6 protein-coding genes and 2 pseudogenes are annotated in these 18,960 nt (G+C 43.7%); 6 read left to right on the plus strand and 2 right to left on the minus strand.

Annotated elements, in window-relative coordinates:
- Positions 1-168 precede the first annotated feature (168 nt).
- Positions 169-270 (minus strand): annotated as a pseudogene (locus IM496_RS03180) (helix-turn-helix domain-containing protein); the annotation flags it as partial.
- Positions 271-360: 90 nt separating this feature from the next.
- Between IM496_RS03180 and bioD the strand changes: the two are divergent.
- Positions 361-1,026 (plus strand): dethiobiotin synthase, encoded by a 666-nt coding sequence (gene bioD, locus IM496_RS03185; protein WP_194016629.1) that lies wholly within the window; start codon positions 361-363, stop codon positions 1,024-1,026.
- Between the two features lie 597 nt (positions 1,027-1,623).
- On the opposite strand, the pseudogene IM496_RS03190 reads toward bioD, so the two are convergent.
- A pseudogene (locus IM496_RS03190) lies at positions 1,624-1,863 on the minus strand (IS4 family transposase); the annotation flags it as partial.
- Between the two features lie 224 nt (positions 1,864-2,087).
- Here IM496_RS03190 and IM496_RS03195 point away from each other — a divergent pair.
- The 5 genes from IM496_RS03195 to IM496_RS03215 all read left to right on the plus strand — a co-directional run bounded on the left by IM496_RS03195 (position 2,088) and on the right by IM496_RS03215 (position 18,960).
- Positions 2,088-3,830, plus strand: a complete 1,743-nt coding sequence (locus tag IM496_RS03195) for a fatty acyl-AMP ligase (protein WP_287661213.1) — start codon at positions 2,088-2,090, stop codon at positions 3,828-3,830.
- 148 nt (positions 3,831-3,978) lie between these two features.
- Entirely contained in the window at positions 3,979-4,245 is a 267-nt protein-coding gene (locus IM496_RS03200; protein WP_194016635.1) for an acyl carrier protein, read from the plus strand.
- Positions 4,246-4,653: 408 nt separating this feature from the next.
- Complete coding sequence (locus IM496_RS03205; RefSeq protein ID WP_287661214.1) at positions 4,654-6,030, plus strand: hypothetical protein; 1,377 nt, start codon at positions 4,654-4,656, stop codon at positions 6,028-6,030.
- Positions 6,031-6,064: 34 nt separating this feature from the next.
- A complete protein-coding gene (locus IM496_RS03210; protein ID WP_287661215.1) occupies positions 6,065-15,520 on the plus strand; it encodes a non-ribosomal peptide synthetase/type I polyketide synthase in 9,456 nt (3,151 codons plus the stop codon).
- Positions 15,517-18,960: a non-ribosomal peptide synthetase gene (locus IM496_RS03215; RefSeq protein WP_287661216.1), complete on the plus strand. Its 3,444-nt coding sequence runs from the start codon at positions 15,517-15,519 to the stop codon at positions 18,958-18,960. The genes IM496_RS03210 and IM496_RS03215 overlap by 4 nt, the downstream gene beginning before the upstream one ends.

Genomic DNA, 18,960 nt, shown 5'->3' on the forward strand with positions numbered 1-18,960 from the left:
GGAAAATTGTCTGAGCAATTTTTTGATAATTGACCACTGTTACATTTGGTAAATCGAGGAGTTGATCAAAATTTATCCACATAACCCACCTCCTGTTCTGTGTTACTATTATACCATGCTCACACAGAACCTAGAAGAGCCGCCATCACTACTACCGAATCACCACCGGAGTGCCTTATTGTAAACCAATCTTACACAGCCTAAAGTGCGCCGCAATAGCGACTCTTGTTCGGGTGTGGGGTAAAATCAGCAAGAATAGGCTTTTTCCATGTCTCACGTTTTAGCATATATTTTGTAAATGCGCTAATATTTAACAGTAAAGCCAACCTAGAACGACGGGGTTTCAGACCCAAATTTTCGATGAATAGTCTTTTGATTACGGCTACGGATACCGATGCGGGTAAAACCGTTGTCACCACTGCTTTGGTGGCTTATTGGCAAAAATACTATCCATCCAAGGCCTTGGGGTTGATGAAATTAATGCAAACGGGTCAAGGCGATCGAGAATGGTATGAGGGTTTATTTCAGGGTCAATTAGAAATGATCACACCGCTGCAATATCAAGCACCCTTAGCGCCTCCTGTGGCTGCTGATTTGGAAGGTCGAGATATTCCTTTGGGGACAGTGTGGCAAGCTCTGCTGAACCTACAAAAAAGCCAAGATTTGGTTTTAATTGAGGGTTTGGGGGGTTTAGGTTGTCCTGTCACCCACGAGCTAACTTTGGCGGATTTAGCGGCTCAATGGCGGTTAAAAACCCTTTTGGTGGTGCCGGTGAAATTGGGGGCGATTTCCCAAACGGTGGCTAATATTGCCCTAGCAGAGCAAAAAAAGGTCAATTTGGGCGGAATTATCCTTAATTGTCTCGAACCGCGCACGGAGACGGAGATAGAGCAGTTAACACCGATCGATTTAATTCAATCCTTGACTAATTGTCCGGTTTTAGGTGTTTTTCCCTTTATCGAAGATCGTCGGGATTTGGATAAATTGGCCTCGGTGGTAGCTAGTTGGCCAGAAATTATTATCTAGAGCAGGAAACCATACCAGATTTTGGAGTTTTTGTCAAGAGATATTTGTTAAATATATATTATTTCCGATAAAAATATAGCGTTTCCTAAGCTAGTGAGGTACACATATTTTTCTTCCCTTTTGACTTTTGTCTCTTGCCTTTTGCCTAAAACCCATAACTTTTGTACCTCAGCAGACTGAAAAACGCTATATATAGTTATTTGGAAAAGTTTAAATTCTCAGGCAAAAATACAAAGTCTTATGAAAATTCTTGAAAAATTATGGCAAAACTCGGCAAATACGAGCATAATTTCGGGACAATGGGAGCTAGAGGTAAGTACCTAAGCAAAATTAATTACACATATCTAACCACCTCTTGCCTCTTGCCTATCTTCACTAGGAAATTAATTTTGCACGACTACTTATGGATTCGTCAATTAGTTAGCCGCACATTAGACCTCTTGTGAAAACTAAAAATTGTTGTTAGGGTTAGGAGTCAGTAGCCAGTAGTCAAGAGAATTAAGAATGAATAATAATTAACTAAATAGTCTATTTACAGATTTTAGGCAGTTTAGTTCTTATTTTTGCCGTTTTTGAACCCTCAAAAATTAATTATGCAAGAGGTTTAATAAAACGCATCCGTTCATCGCTGTTTGAGTTGCCTTTTTTCTTCTTGAGCATCACCAGAGAATGGGTATGACTACCAAATGACCAATTGGTGCGGTCAATACTCAATAGCCAGGGTTGAGGGATAGGGAGCCACTGGACTACAATGGGAGCTATTTCAATGGAGCGAGGAAAGAGAGTCTTGCTCCGTGCCATCCCTTTAGGAGTAGGAGGTTTGAGAGCTTGTTTCAAGGCGTTATACTGGGGAGCATCTCATTTATGCAAGTGAGTAATTATACTTGTCCCTAAAACTGGTTTCTGGCAAGGCTTTTAAAATAGCTTGACATAAAACCTGATTTAGGGGTTACAAAGGTGAGATGCTCCCTTATACTGGTTCACGGGGGTTTCGAGATTAGTGCTATTTCTCATAAAACCCTACTCCCGCCTACTTTTCAAGTTTTTCGTCCTGTACTTAGATGACTATTCACTATGGTGATCTGCAAGAACCCTTGAATAAATTCTCAACCCTAGTTGAATTACTCCGTTATCGGGCAAGCAGTCAACCGGAACGCATCGCCTATATTTTTCTGCGAGACGGAGAAATCGAAGAAGCTCGTTTAACCTATGGGGAACTGGATCAAAATGCTAGGGCGATCGCCGCTTATCTACAATCCTTAGAAGCCGAGGGCGAAAGGGGTTTACTGCTCTATCCCCCAGGACTAGATTTTATTTCAGCTTTTTTTGGTTGTTTATATGCGGGAGTCGTTGCCATTCCCGCCTATCCACCCCGACGCAATCAAAACTTATTGCGTTTACAAGCGATTATTGCCGATTCCCAAGCCCGATTTACCTTCACCAATGCGGCTCTATTTCCCAGTTTAGAAAACCAATGGGCTAAAGATCCTGAATTAGGAGCAATGCAATGGATTGTCACCGATGAAATTGACCATCACCTCAGGGAGGATTGGCTAGAACCGACCCTAGAAAAAAACAGTCTCGCTTTTCTACAATACACCTCTGGTTCAACGGGAACTCCAAAGGGAGTAATGGTCAGTCACGATAACTTGTTGATCAATTCAGCCGATTTAGATGGTGGTTGGGGCCATGATCAAGATAGCGTAATGGTCACTTGGCTACCGACCTTCCATGATATGGGTCTGATTTATGGGGTTATTCAGCCTTTGTACAAAGGATTTCTTTGTTACATGATGTCCCCTGCCAGCTTTATGGAACGACCGTTACGTTGGTTACAGGCCCTTTCTGATAAAAAAGCGACCCATAGTGCGGCCCCCAACTTTGCCTACGATCTCTGTGTACGGAAAATTCCCCCTGAAAAACGGGCCACGTTAGATCTAAGCCATTGGTGCATGGCCTTAAATGGGGCCGAACCCGTCAGAGCGGAGGTACTTAAAAAGTTTGCGGAGGCTTTTCAAGTTTCTGGTTTCAAAGCCACAGCCCTTTGTCCTGGCTACGGTTTAGCAGAAGCCACCCTGAAAGTTACGGCGGTTAGTTATGACAGTCCCCCTTACTTTTATCCCGTTCAGGCTAATGCTTTAGAAAAAAATAAGATTGTGGGAGCCACTGAAACCGATACCAATGTGCAGACCCTCGTGGGCTGCGGCTGGACGACGATTGATACTCAAATCGTCATTGTCAATCCTGAAACCCTGAAACCTTGCTCCCCTGAAATTGTCGGCGAAATTTGGGTATCAGGTTCAACAATCGCCCAAGGCTATTGGGGAAAACCTCAAGAGACTCAGGAAACCTTTCAAGCTTATTTGGCAGATACAGGAGCCGGGCCTTTTCTGCGAACAGGAGACTTGGGCTTTATCAAAGACGGTGAATTATTTGTCACAGGTCGGCTCAAGGAAATTATTCTGATTCGAGGACGCAATAATTATCCCCAGGATATTGAATTAACCGTCCAAAATAGTCATCCCGCTCTGCGTCCCAGTTGTGGGGCTGCTTTTACCGTTGAAAATAAGGGCGAAGAAAAGCTCGTGGTTGTTCAGGAAGTGGAGCGCACCTGGCTCCGTAAGGTAGATATAGATGAGGTAAAAAGAGCCATTCGTAAAGCCGTTGTCCAGGAATATGATTTACAGGTTTATGCGATCGCGCTGATCAGGACTGGCAGTTTACCAAAAACCTCTAGCGGTAAAATTCAGCGTCGTAGCTGTCGGGCCAAATTTTTAGAGGGAAGCCTGGAAATTTTGGACTAAGAAAATTTCTCGATCGGCACTTAATGTGTTAAATTCGTATGTCGATTGAAACTTCGACCAATTCTTTCTCTCCCCTTAAGTCCATGTCTCTGGATTTGAAAATTCCTTAAACTTTAACTACATTTCTCAAGAAAGCAAATTGAATCTAATGTCCACAGAAATCCCAAACGACAAAAAACAACCGACCCTAACGAAAATTCAAAACTGGTTAGTGGCTTACATGACAGAGATGATGGAAGTGGACGAAGATGAGATTGATCTAAGCGTTCCCTTTGATGAATATGGTCTCGATTCTTCTATGGCAGTTGCCTTGATCGCTGATCTAGAAGATTGGTTAGGACGAGATTTAGATCGCACCCTGATCTACGATTATCCAACTCTAGAAAAGTTGGCGAAACAGGTTAGTCAGTCCTAACATTTTGGGTTGATGGGGTGGCAAGCTGCTTGAAAATGAGACAGGGTGTGGGGTGTGGGGGGTAGGGAAAAAGCTTGGGACTTTTCCCGAAAGTTGGCTAAAAAATAACAGTTTTAAAAAACTTGCGTTTTTTGGATCATCCTAGCAAAGATGGATGATTATACTGAGTTCTGGTAAAGTGAATTGTTCGCCAATCCAAAAACGAAGTGTCCCACTAGGGAGTATTCCCTAAAGGAATCCCATCAAGGTAATCTGACTTCTGACTTGTACCATCAAGAAAGGAAAACCTAGATGAATCCCCCAACAGCTTAACCCAGAACAACTCATTAAAGTTTATCGACTTGAGCAAACTAACAGCTTGAATTGGCCAAAACAAAAATCATTACTACTATTGAGAAATCTAAAATCATGTCGGACAGTAACCCTATTGACAATCAGCAATCCCCTAGAACTCTCAAACTGAATAATACTAATTATCGTCACAATCTCGAATCTGACTATACCGAAAAAATTGAAACCCTTGCAAAAAGTTTTGATTATGCCAGTAATAGTGAGCATCTATGGGGAGACCCCGAACTGTCTATTTTGTATGGAACTCCCCTCTATGAACAAGCTTCCGCTTCTCAAAAGTTAGCTCTCAATCATTTATATTGGGGCGCACAGTATGATTACATTGCTGTCAGTGAAGCCAGCACGATTAACTACAATCAGGTGACGGCCGGTGTCTTTGCTAAAGTCGGTGGCTACGATTCTCTTTGCTTGACCTTGGATCATGAAAGCAATCAAGAAAAATACCATATCCATGCCTTTCAAACTATTGGTAGTAAAACAAAATTTGCTCTTTTAGGCAAACAGGCTTTTAAGCTGAAACCCAACAAAAATACTACCAGTAAAGCGGATAAAAGTAAGAAAATAACCTCAAGAGTGGGAGAACAAATTTTAAATCTTACTTCGGTTTCCTCCTACTCAGAATTGCAATATAAAGGTTTACGTTCTTTAAGTAAAGCTCTGCTCAACAACTCATCAAAGTATTATTCTTCTCATTTGCTAGATTTAGAGAAAAAAGGTGTATTTTTAAATGCTTCTAACAAAGGCTACTTTGGGGTGGCAAATCCTAAGTTTTTGCTGCAATTTTTTGCCTTTCATTGGGGCAGTTCTCCTTTTTTGGCTTGTCAGCACTATACCTATCGTTTAACGGGTAATATGGGCTTTAAAAACTATGAATATCAATATTCTCGTTATTTGAGAGAACTGGAAAGAAAAGGAGAATTTATTCCTGTTCCCACAGCAGTTTCCCATTATCATCTTTTAGATGAAGCTTTTCATACCACGACTTCCCAATTGATTGGCCGTGATTTATACAAAGAGTTTTCTAAGCCAACAGCCTATGAACAGTTTATCGGCAATTTAGTTTTTTATCGGATGCAACAAGGCTTTTTAGGAAGTTTATACTTGGGGATGGTGTCTATTTTCCGACAGGATGCTGCTTTTTTATCCTATTACGATAAGATTTTGCGTTCTCCTTTATTTGGAATGTCAGCAGAGGAGTCTCTATATTGGCTAGAGAAATGTTTATGTCAAGAGCATCAGGGCTTCGATGTACAAGTTAAGTATCATCAAAAAATGCTGAAGAATATGTTACGTTTGACCGATAGTTTGGATTATCTATGGCCAGTTAACCGTGAAATGCGGCTCATGAAAGCTGGGGGGTCAATTGAACGGGCGATCACCAATAACATTAAAGCTTTTCTTCAATTTAAAGAAACTGTAACCGTATTAAATTAGAAAAACCGCAGTGAGGAATTTGAGAGGAATTTGAATGGAACCCATCGCAATTATTGGTCTTGGTTGCCGCTTTCCAGGGGCTGACAATCCAGAGGCTTTCTGGCAACTCATGCGAAATGGGGGGGATGCGATCACCGATATTCCTCCTGAACGTTGGGATATTGAGCGTTTCTACGATCCCACACCTGCCACTGCCAAGAAGATGTATAGTCGCCAGGGCGGTTTTCTAAAAAATGTCGATCAATTTGACCCACAATTTTTCCGAATTTCTCCCCTAGAAGCCACCTATCTAGACCCTCAACAAAGACTATTACTAGAAGTCACCTGGGAAGCCTTAGAAAATGCTGCAATTGTGCCTGAAACCTTAGCTGGTAGCCAATCAGGGGTTTTTATTGGCATCAGTGATGTGGATTATCATCGCCTAGCCTACCAAAGCTCTGCTAATTTAACGGCCTATGTGGGTACAGGCAACAGCACCAGTATTGCGGCTAACCGTTTATCATATCTGTTTGATTTGCGTGGCCCCAGTTTGGCCGTAGATACCGCTTGCTCTTCTTCCCTCGTCGCCGTTCACCTGGCCTGTCAGAGTTTGCAAAATCAAGAATCGAACCTCTGCTTAGTGGGGGGAGTTAATCTCATTTTGTCGCCAGAGACAACCGTTGTTTTTTCCCAAGCGAGAATGATGGCCCCCGACAGTCGTTGTAAAACCTTTGACGCGAGGGCCGATGGTTATGTGCGCTCGGAAGGCTGTGGAGTAGTCGTACTTAAACGTCTTAGGGATGCCATTCAGGACGGCGATCGCGTTTTAGCAGTGATTGAAGGTTCGGCGGTGAATCAGGATGGTTTAAGTAATGGACTCACAGCCCCTAATGGCCCTGCTCAACAGGCGGTGATTCGTCAGGCCCTGGCAAATGCCAGGGTAAAACCGGCCCAGATTAGCTATGTCGAAGCCCATGGCACGGGGACAGAATTGGGGGATCCGATCGAAGTTAAATCTCTGAAAGCGGTTTTGGGTGAAAAGCGATCGCTCGATCAAACCTGTTGGCTCGGTTCTGTGAAAACCAACATTGGTCATTTAGAAGCGGCGGCGGGAATGGCGGGTCTGATTAAAGTCGTTCTCTGCCTACAACACCAAGAAATTCCCCCTAATCTCCACTTTAAAACCCTTAATCCCTATATTTCCCTCGCTGACACAGCTTTTGCGATTCCTACTCAGTGTCAACCTTGGCGGATCAAATCCCCGGGATCTGGTGAAAACGGTGTCGAACGACGTTTAGCCGGTATCAGTTCCTTTGGGTTTGGGGGGACAAATTCCCATGTGATTCTTAGCGAAGCTCCTGTCACCGTTAAAAATAATCAACAAAATGGGCAGAAGTTGATGGAACGTCCCTGGCATTTGCTGACTTTATCTGCCAAGAATGAAGAAGCCTTAAAAGCCTTAGTCCGTTGTTATCAAAAGTATTTAGCTGATCATCATGAAATTCCTCTCACTGATGTTTGTTTTACGGCCAATAGTCGGCGATCGCACTTTAATCATCGTTTAGGAGTAGTGGCTAGAGATCGCTTAGAAATGTTGCAGAAGTTAGAGAACTTTAGTAACCAAGAAAGGATGAGAGAACCGAAGAGTATTAACAAAAAGAAAAAACCTAAAATTGTTTTTCTATTTGCCGGTCAAGGTTCTCAATATGTAGGTATGGGTCGTCAACTGTACGAAACCCAACCCGTCTTTCGCCAAACCTTGGATCGCTGTGCTGAAATCCTGCGACCCCATTTAGATCAACCCCTCTTAGAAATTCTTTATCCTGCTGACCTAGAACCGGAAAAAGCGAGTTTTTACCTGGAGCAGACTGCCTATACCCAACCTGCTTTATTCGCATTCGAGTATGCCCTAGCACAGTTATGGCGTTCCTGGGGAATAGAACCAGCGGCAGTAATTGGTCATAGTGTCGGTGAATATGTGGCGGCTACTGTTGCCGGAGCCTTAAGCTTAGAAGATGGATTAACGCTAATTGCCAAACGGGCAAAACTGATGCAGTCTCTCCCCAAGAATGGGACAATGATCGCCGTTTTTGCCGCAGAAGAGCGGGTTAAAGCTACTATTAAGCCTTATAAAAACGAGGTAGCGATCGCGGCTATTAATGGACCAGAAAATTTTGTTATTTCAGGAAAAGCGCCGATTATTGCTGAGATTATCATTCATTTAACGGCAGCAGGAATAGAAGTTCGTCCACTAAAAGTTTCCCATGCTTTTCACTCGCCGCTCTTGGAACCGATTTTAGATTCCTTAGAACAGGAAGCTGCTGCAATTTCCTCCCTACCTCTGCAAATTCCCTTAGTTGCTAATTTAACGGGGGAAGTTTTACCAGAAGGAGCAATCATTGACGCTCGTTACTGGCGAAATCATGCACGCAACCCTGTACAATTTTATGGGAGTATCCAAACGCTGATCGAGCAGAAATTCAGTCTTTTTTTAGAAGTCAGTCCGAAACCGACTTTATCTCGATTGGGTCAACAATGTTGTCCAGAAAGATCGACCACTTGGCTATTTTCCCTCGCCCCTCCTCAAGAAGAAGAACAAAGCCTACTAAATAGTTTGGCGATTCTCTATGATTCCCAAGGAGCCGAAATAAACTGGGAAGGTTTTAATCAAAATTATCCCCACAATTTACTGGCTCTACCGACCTATCCTTTTCAACGTCAACGCTATTGGCTTGAAACCATTAAACCGACTTCTGAAGAAACAAATATGACGACCAATGCCACTAATGTCCAAGCTATCTCCAGCAATCAAAAACAACAGGAGATTCTAATCACATTGCAAACCCTAGTGGGAAATTTACTGCAATTGTCCCCTGCTGATGTCAATGTTCATACACCTTTCCTGGAGATGGGGGCAGATTCCATTGTCATGGTTGAGGCGGTCAGACGGATTGAAAATACCTATAACGTTAAAATTGCTATGCGTCAGTTATTTGAGGAGTTATCAAATTTAGATGCTTTAGCTATTTATTTGGCTCAAAATCTGGCTAATAATTTCCAGAATACTCAAGTTAATACCGAGGTGTTTTCTGCGCCCATTGCCTGCTCAAATAACCGATCGCCCAATGTCGTGCTGAGTTCTAATACCAACGGCTTTCAACGTCAAACGGCTTCTCCAAAGGTTTTGGCGATCGCCCCCCTTACAGGAATGGGAGGAGCAGGGGAAATGGGAGGAGTTGAAGTGCCTCAAGTTTCTGTGCCACAAACCAGTGCGGTAACAGCCTCAGGTTCAACCGTTTCTAGTTCTGCCCTGGAAAACATTATGGGTCAACAGTTACAACTGATGGCCAAACAGTTAGAGGTCTTGCAAACGGCCAATTTTGCCCCGACGACTCCCCGAACCACAGAAAATTCCCCATCTTCCGTCAGTCAAAATAGGTCAAACGGACTTACACAACAGTTAATTCCCCCCCAGCAATTAGCGGCGAACCTAGAGCCAATAGCCAGTCGCACCCGTCAAACCAGCAATCAAGCTTCTGCTCCTAAACCGACAGTAACAGCCACTCCCTGGGGGCCGAAAAAACCACCCACAGGTGGATTAACTCCCCAACAACAGCAACATCTAGAGGCATTAATTGCTCGCTTTACGGAACGTACCAAAACCTCTAAGCAAATTGTGCAACGTGATCGCCCGCGTTTAGCAGATAGTCGAGCCTCGGTCGGATTCCGTATGTCCATTAAAGAGATGCTCTATCCCATTGTGGCCCAACGTTCTCAAGGATCAAGAATTTGGGATGTGGACGGTAATGAATATATTGATATGACGATGGGGCAAGGGGTAACGCTGTTTGGGCATCAACCAGACTTCATTATGTCGGCCCTACAAAGCCAACTCACTGAAGGCATTCATCTCAATCCGCGATCGCCAATTGTGGGAGAAGTGGCCGCCTTAATTTGTGAACTAACAGGAGCCGAACGAGCTTGTTTTTGCAACTCTGGAACCGAAGCCGTAATGGCCGCTATTCGTATCGCCAGGGCAACAACAGGTCGGAGTAAAATTGCCCTCTTTGAAGGCTCCTATCATGGCCATGCGGACGGAACCCTTTTTAGGAACCAAATTATTGATAATCAACCCCACTCCCTTCCCCTAGCTCTAGGCGTTCCCCCCAGCCTTAGTTCCGATGTGGTGGTATTGGACTATGGCAGTGCGGAAGCTCTGAACTATTTACAAACCCAGGGGCAGGATTTAGCGGCGGTCTTAGTAGAACCAATTCAAAGTGGCAATCCTTTACTACAACCCCAACAATTTCTCCAAAGTCTGCGACAAATTACCAGTCAAATGGGCATTGCCCTGATTTTTGATGAAATGATTACGGGTTTTCGATCGCACCCAGGGGGAGCGCAAGCTTTATTTGGAGTACAGGCGGATATTGCCACCTATGGCAAAGTAGTTGCGGGAGGAATGCCCATTGGAGTTATTGCAGGTAAGGCCCATTATCTGGACAGCATTGACGGGGGAATGTGGCGTTATGGCGATAAATCCTATCCTGGGGTGGACAGAACCTTTTTTGGGGGAACCTTTAATCAGCATCCGTTAGCAATGGTAGCGGCTAGGGCTGTCCTGACCCATTTAAAGGAGCAGGGGCCAGGTCTGCAACAACAATTAACTGAACGCACCGCCGCCTTAGCCGATACCCTCAATCGCTATTTTGAAGCAGAAGACGTTCCTATTAAAATCGAACAGTTTAGTTCTTTCTTCCGTTTTGCGCTGGCGGGGAATTTGGATTTACTGTTCTATCACATGGTGGAAAAAGGTATTTATGTCTGGGAATGGCGTAAACATTTTCTTTCAACCGCCCATACGGAAGCCGATCTTGCCCAATTTGTCCAAGCGGTTAAAGATAGCGTCACAGAATTGCGTCAGGGAGGTTTTATCCCCGCAAAAAAGCCCTCCTGGCCAGTGCCAACGCCTCAAATTGATCCCCCCCTAACCCCCCTTGATAAGGGGATTGATCCCCCCCTAACCCCCCTTGATAAGGGGGGAGATGTTGATGTCGCGCTTGATAAGGGAGGAAATTCTCATTCTGTTAGGGACAGTAAGTTAGGGAAAGGGAGCGGGTCTCAAGACCAAAAAACGATACAGTTTAGCCTCTACTACTTTGGTAGCTATGAAGCGGAATTTAACCCGAATAAATATAACTTACTGTTTGAAGGAGCTAAATTTGGCGATCGCGCTGGTTTTACAGCCCTTTGGATTCCTGAACGTCATTTCCACGCTTTTGGTGGTTTTTCTCCCAATCCTTCGGTTTTGGCGGCGGCTTTAGCACGGGAAACCCAACAAATTCAACTGCGATCAGGCAGTGTGGTTCTACCGCTACACAATCCCATCCGAGTCGCCGAAGAATGGGCAGTGGTGGACAATCTTTCCCAGGGCCGCGTTGGTATTGCTTTTGCATCGGGTTGGCATCCCCAGGATTTTGTCTTGGCTCCCCAGTCTTTTGGCCAACATCGGGAATTGATGTTCCAAGAAATTGAAACCGTCCAGAAACTTTGGCGAGGGGAAGCGATCACCGTGCCAGACGGAAAGGGTCAAAGGGTAGAGGTAAAAACCTATCCCCAACCGATGCAGTCCCAGTTACCCAGCTGGATTACTATTGTTAATAATCCCGATACCTATATCAGAGCAGGGGCGATCGGTGCTAATATCCTTACCAATCTGATGGGGCAAAGCGTGGAAGATTTAGCCCGTAATATTGCGCTATATCGTCAATCTTTGGCAGAGCATGGTTATGATCCCGCGTCGGGAACGGTGACAGTTCTCCTGCATACTTTTGTTGGCAAGGATTTAGAACAAGTTCGAGAACAGGCTCGCCAACCCTTTGGGCAATACCTCACCTCCTCTGTCGGACTCTTGCAGAACATGGTCAAGAGCCAGGGCATGAAAGTGGATTTTGAACAATTAAGAGACGAAGATCGGGACTTTCTCCTCGCTTCTGCCTATAAACGCTATACAGAAACCAGTGCTTTAATTGGCACACCCGAATCCTGTCGTCAAATTATTGATCATTTGCAGTCCATCGGTGTGGATGAAGTGGCTTGTTTTATTGATTTTGGGGTAGATGAACAAACAGTTTTGGCCAATTTACCCTATCTCCAGTCCCTAAAAGACTTATATCAACCTCATCTCCCCCCTTATCAAGGGGGGTTAGGGGGGGATCAATCCCCTTATCAAGGGGGGTTAGGGGGGGATCAATCCCCTTATCAAGGGGGGTTAGGGGGGGATCAAGTCCCTCTCACCGAAGCCCAACGACAACTGTGGATTTTGGCTCAATTAGGAGACAACGGCTCTGTGGCCTATAACCAATCAGTGACATTGCAATTAAGTGGCCCATTAAATCCCGTCGCAATGAATCAAGCTATTCAACAAATCAGCGATCGCCATGAAGCGTTACGAACCAAAATTAATGCCCAGGGAGATAGTCAAGAAATCCTGCCCCAGGTCGAAATTAACTGCCCTATCTTAGACTTCAGTCTTGACCAAGCTTCGGCCCAACAGCAAGCAGAACAATGGTTAAAGGAAGAAAGTGAAAAACCCTTTGATTTGAGCCAGGGTTCTCTCGTGCGTTGGCATCTACTCAAATTAGAACCAGAATTACATTTGTTAGTATTAACGGCCCATCACATTATCAGTGACGGTTGGTCAATGGGGGTAATCCTTCGGGAATTAGGAGAGTTATATTCAGCCAAATGTCAGGGTGTTACGGCTAATCTTAAAACCCCAAAACAGTTTCGAGAATTGATTGAATGGCAAAGCCAGCCAAGCCAAGGGGAAGAACTGAAAAAACAGCAAGCCTATTGGTTAGCAACCCTTGCCGATCCCCCTGTTTTGAATTTACCCACTGACAAACCTCGTCCAGCTTTACCCAGTTACCAAGCCAATCGTCAAAGTCTGACCCTAGATAGCCAATTTACAGAAAAACTAAAGCAATTTAGTCGTAAACAGGGCTGTACTTTTCTAATGACACTGTTATCAGTTTATAACATTCTCATTCATCGTTTGACGGGACAGGATGATATTCTGGTGGGTCTGCCAGCCTCTGGACGGGGGCTTTTAGATAGTGAAGGTATGGTTGGTTACTGTACCCATTTTTTACCCATTCGCAGTCAATTAGCCGGTAATCCCACTTTTGCTGAATATCTCAAACAAATGCGGGGGGTTTTGTTGTCGGCTTATGAACATCAGGACTATCCCTTTGCTCTTTTGCTCAATCAGTTAGATTTACCGCGTAATACCAGTCGCTCTCCTTTAATTGATGTCAGTTTCAATTTAGAACCAGCCATTAATTTACCTAAAATGAAGGGATTAGAGGTTAGTTTACTGCCTCAAAGTATTAGTTTTAAAGATCGAGATTTGCATTGGAATGTGACAGAAATGGGTGGAGAAGCTCTGATTGATTGTGACTACAATACAGACTTATTTAAAGATGAAACGATTCAGCGTTGGTTAGGCCATTTTCAAACCTTACTTGAGGCAGTTATTAATGATCCGCGACAAAATTTGCGGGAATTGCCCTTATTAAGTCCTGCTGAACGACAACAGTTATTAGTGGATTGGAATAATACCAAGACCGATTATCCTCAAGATCAGTGCATTCATCAATTATTTGAAGCACAAGTTGAACGAACTCCCGATGCGATCGCGGTTATTTTTGAAAACCAAAAATTAACCTACAGTGAATTAAATAGTCGAGCCAATCAGTTAGCCCATTATTTACAAAGTTTAGGAGTGGGGCCAGAGGTCTTAGTCGGCATTTCCGTAGAACGTTCTTTGGAAATGATTGTTGGCTTATTAGGGATTCTCAAGGCGGGAGGAGCTTATGTGCCTCTTGATCCTGACTATCCCAATGAACGTCTTCAGTTCATGTTAGAAGACTCTCAAGTGAAAGTCTTAATAACTCAAGAGAAGTTATTAGAATCCATTCCTGACCAGCAACTACAGATTATCTGTTTGGATAGACAATGGGAAAAAATTGCTCAAGAGAGTATATCAAACCTTGAAAGCGGCGCGAAACCAGATAATTTAACCTACATTATCTATACATCAGGCTCCACAGGTCAACCTAAAGGAGTTTTAGTTAATCACGCCAATGTCGTGCGACTGTTTGCAGCAACGGACTCTTGGTATCATTTTAATTCTCAAGATGTCTGGACTTTATTCCATTCCTACACTTTCGACTTTTCTGTCTGGGAAATGTGGGGGGCATTACTCTATGGTGGCTGCCTGGTAATAGTACCTTATTTAGTTAGTCGTTCCCCCTCATTATTTTTAGAATTGTTGTGTCAAGAGAAAGTCACCATTCTTAATCAAACTCCTGCGGCCTTCCGTCAGTTAATTCAAGCGGAACAGGCAACAGATCACGGTTTAAGTTTACGCTTGGTAATTTTTGGAGGAGAAGCTTTAGAAATCAACAGTTTACAGCCTTGGTTTGAACGACACGGCGACCAAGTTCCCATATTGGTCAATATGTACGGAATTACAGAAACTACTGTCCACGTTACTTATCGCCCGTTAAGTATGACGGACTTAAATAATGCTGTTAGTGTCATTGGTCGTCCTATTCCTGACTTGCAGATATATTTACTGGATAAATATTTGCAGCTCGTACCAATTGGGGGACAAGGGGAGATGTATGTGGGCGGTGCAGGAGTAACAAGAGGTTATCTCAATCGTCCTGAATTTACCACAGAGCGGTTTATTCCTAATCCTTTTGATCCCCCCCTAACCCCCCTTGATAAGGGGGGAGAGCAGCCATCAAAATTGTATAAAACGGGAGATTTAGCTCGTTATTTACCCGATGGTGATATTGAATATCTGGGACGCATTGATAATCAAGTCAAAATTCGCGGTTTTCGGATTGAGTTGGGAGAAATTGAGGCTGTTTTGCTTTCCCATCCCCAGGTACGAGAAGCGGTGGTTTTGGTGAATGAAAGCGATCGCTCTGAAAATCGGGCTTTGGTCGCTTATATTGTCCCTAATGATCCTGCTTGTACGACTCAATCATTACGAGAGTTTGTTAAACGGCAGCTTCCCGACTATATGATTCCCGCCTATTGGCTTGTGCTGGAAAATTTACCGTTAACCAGCAATGGCAAAATTGATCGTCGGGCTTTACCGTTGCCCAATCCAGAGTTAAATCGTTCGATAGACTATGTAGCTCCAGACAATCCGACCCAAACTGCGATCGCCGCTATTTTTGGTCAAGTTTTAAAACTGGAAAAAGTGGGAATTAATGATAACTTTTTTGAGATCGGCGGTAATTCTTTGCAAGCCACTCAAGTTATTTCACGCTTACGAGAAAGTTTTGCCCTAGAGTTGCCCCTGCGTCGCCTATTTGAACAACCGACTGTAGCGGATTTGGCTTTAGCGGTAACGGACATTCATGCCACTTTACAAAAATTACAAGCCCCTGTTGAGCATTTATCGGGCGATCGCGAGGAAATTGAACTATGAAATCTATTGAAACCTTTTTGTCAGATTTAGCCAATCAAGATATTAAACTCTGGATGGACGGCGATCGCCTGCGTTGTAATGCACCCCAGGGCCTATTAACCCCAGAGATTCAAACAGAACTGAAAAACCGTAAAGCAGAAATCATTCACTTTCTCAATCAACTGGGTTCAGAGGAGCAAATTAATCCTAGAACGATTCTTCCCATTCCTCGCGATCGCCAATTACCCCTCTCCTTTGCCCAGTCGCGACTCTGGTTCTTGTATCAATTAGAAGGGGCAACGGGAACCTATAACATGACAGGGGCCTTGAGTTTAAGCGGTTCTCTGCAAGTAGAAGCTCTCAAACAAGCTCTAGGGTCAATAATTCAACGTCACGAGCCATTGCGTACCAGGTTTCAGACGGTTGACGGGGTTCCCGTGCAGGTCATTGATCCCCAGCCTATTTGGGAATTGACGATGGTTAATTTGACAGGAAAGGAGACAGAAGCAGAAAAATTGGCCTATCGGGAATCCCAAACCCCCTTTGATTTAACTAAGAGTCCTTTGTTGAGGGTAACGCTCCTCAAATTGCAGCCAGAAAAGCATATTTTATTAATTAATATGCACCATATTATTTCTGATGGCTGGTCTATTGGTGTTTTTATTCGTGAATTGTCCCATCTCTATGGGGCTTTTGTTGCGGGTAAAGAACCAACTTTACCGACTTTACCAATTCAGTATGCGGATTTTGCCGTTTGGCAGCGAGAGTGGTTACAGGGTAAGGTTTTGGCGGCTCAATTGGAATATTGGAAGCGACAATTAGCGGCTGCTCCTCCTCTGTTAGAACTGCCCACCGATCGCCCTCGTCCCGCGATCCAAACCTTTCAAGGCAAGACAGAAAGATTTCAGCTAGATAGTAAACTGACTCAACAATTGAAAACCTTAAGTCAACAGTCGGGTTGTACTTTGTTTATGACTTTGTTGGCCGCTTTTGGGGTGGTTTTATCCCGTTATAGTGGCCAGACTGATATAGTCATTGGTTCAGCGATCGCCAACCGTAATCGTCGAGAAATTGAGGGATTAATCGGCTTTTTTGTTAATACCCTGGCTCTGAGGTTAGATTTATCGGAAAAACCAAGCTTTGCCGCTTTCTTAAAACAAGTACAGGCGATGGCTCAGGATGCCTATGAGCATCAAGATTTGCCCTTTGAAATGTTAGTGGAAGAGTTACAGCTAGAGCGCAGATTAGACCGTAATCCCCTGGTACAGGTAATGTTTGCCTTACAAAATGCGGCCAATGAAGCTTGGAACTTACCTGGTTTGACCATTGCAGAAATGTCTTGGGAACTAGATTCTGTTCGTTTTGACCTAGAGGTTCATCTGTCAGAAGTTAACGACGGCATAGCTGGATATTGCTGCTACAAAATTGACTTATTTGATGAAACAACGATCGCCCGTCTATTGCAACATTTCCAGAATATTCTCAGGGCAATTATTGCTAATCCTCAACAATCGGTGAGCCTATTAACTTTGTTGTCGGAACAGGAACAAAAGCAACTTTTAGTGGATTGGAATCAGACCCAAGCCGATTATCCCCAGGATTCCTGTATTCATCAATTATTTGAAGCGCAAGTTGAACGGACTCCCGATGCGATCGCGGTGGTATGTTCGGATCAACAATTAACATACACCGAGTTAAATAAGCGTGCTAATCAGTTAGCTCATTATTTGCGTTCTTTGGGAGTAGAAGCTGATTGTTTAGTCGGTTTATGTGTCGAGCGTTCCTTCGCAATGATCATAGGAATTTTAGGCATTCTTAAAGCAGGTGGAGCTTATTTACCGCTTGACCCCGAATATCCGACCGAACGTTTAAGTTTTATGGTAAAGGATGCCCAAATTTCTGTGCTATTAAGCCAAGAGAAACTTGTGGAAAAACTGCCTGAATATCAAGCAACGCGAGTTTGTTTGGACAAGGACTGGCCCACCATAGCTAAGTTTAGTCGAGACAATTTAAACATTAAGCTACAGCCCCATAATCTGGGCTATGTTATCTATACTTCTGGTTCGACAGGACAGCCCAAAGGGGTGATGATGGGTCAACTGGCTCTGGGCAATCTGATCCTTTGGCAATTGCAAAATACGACGGTTGCTAACGAGGCTAAAACGTTACAATTTGCACCGATTAGTTTTGATGTTTCATTTCAAGAAATCTTCTCCACTTTGTCTGCTGGAGGAAGATTAGTTTTGATCCCAGAAGAACTGAGACGAGATACTTCCGCTTTATTAGATTTTCTGGAAAAACAAGCCATTGAAAGACTATTTTTACCCTTTGTGGCTCTACAGCAATTAGCAGAAGTCAGTGTTAGTCGTCAATTTTGGGTCGGCAGTTTACGAGAAGTGATCACGGCAGGAGAACAATTACAAATTACACCCGCGATCGCCGCTTGGTTTAGGAGCTTAGAAAATTGTACTTTACACAATCATTATGGGCCATCAGAAAGTCATGTTGTTACCAGTTTTACCCTGACCAATCCAGTTGAAAATTGGCCGATTCTTCCTCCTATTGGTCGTGCGATCGCTAATACTCAGATTTATCTTCTGGATTCCTATTTACAGCCAGTTCCTATTGGAGTACCAGGAGAGTTATACATTGGTGGAATAGCCTTAGCCGAAGGTTATTTAAACAGACCTGAATTAACGGCTGAAAGATTTATTCCTAATCCGTTTGATCCCCCCCTAACCCCCCTTGATAAGGGGGGAGAGCAACCATCAAAATTGTATAAAACGGGAGATTTAGCTCGTTTTTTAAATGATGGTAATATTGAATATTTAGGACGCATTGACAATCAGGTAAAAATTCGCGGTTTTCGCATTGAGTTAGGAGAAATTGAAGCGGTTCTTAGTCAATATTCCGATGTTCAAACTACTGCTGTAATTGTTCGGGAAGATACTCCAGGCGATAAACGCTTAGTTGCCTACGTTGTTCTTAATCCTAATTCCCAAGCAACTAGTGGTGAACTACGTCAATTCTTGACTAATCAATTACCTGCCTATCTCGTTCCCAATACCTTTGTTATTTTAGAAAGTTTACCCTTAACGCCCAGTGGCAAATGCGATCGCCGTTCCTTACCTGTACCTGAACCTCAAGAATTATCAGATCATTATATTGCCCCTAAATCTCCCACCGAAGAAATCCTCGCTCAAATATGGGTGCAAGTTCTCAAAGTAGAACGAGTCGGCAGAGAAGATAATTTCTTTGAATTGGGAGGTCATTCTCTGTTAGCTACTCAGGTGTTATCGCGGATTAATTCAGCCTTTGGACTTGATCTTTCCGTACAAATTATGTTTGAATCACCAACGATCGCGGGCATTGCGGGTTATATCCAAGCGGTAGATTGGGTCGCCCAGGATCAAGCCGATAGCTCGTTAAATAATGAAAATACCGAGGTAGTGGAGTTCTAA

This window comes from Microcystis sp. M049S2 (genome assembly GCF_020245625.1).
Classification (GTDB): Bacteria; Cyanobacteriota; Cyanobacteriia; order Cyanobacteriales; family Microcystaceae; genus Microcystis; species Microcystis ichthyoblabe_A.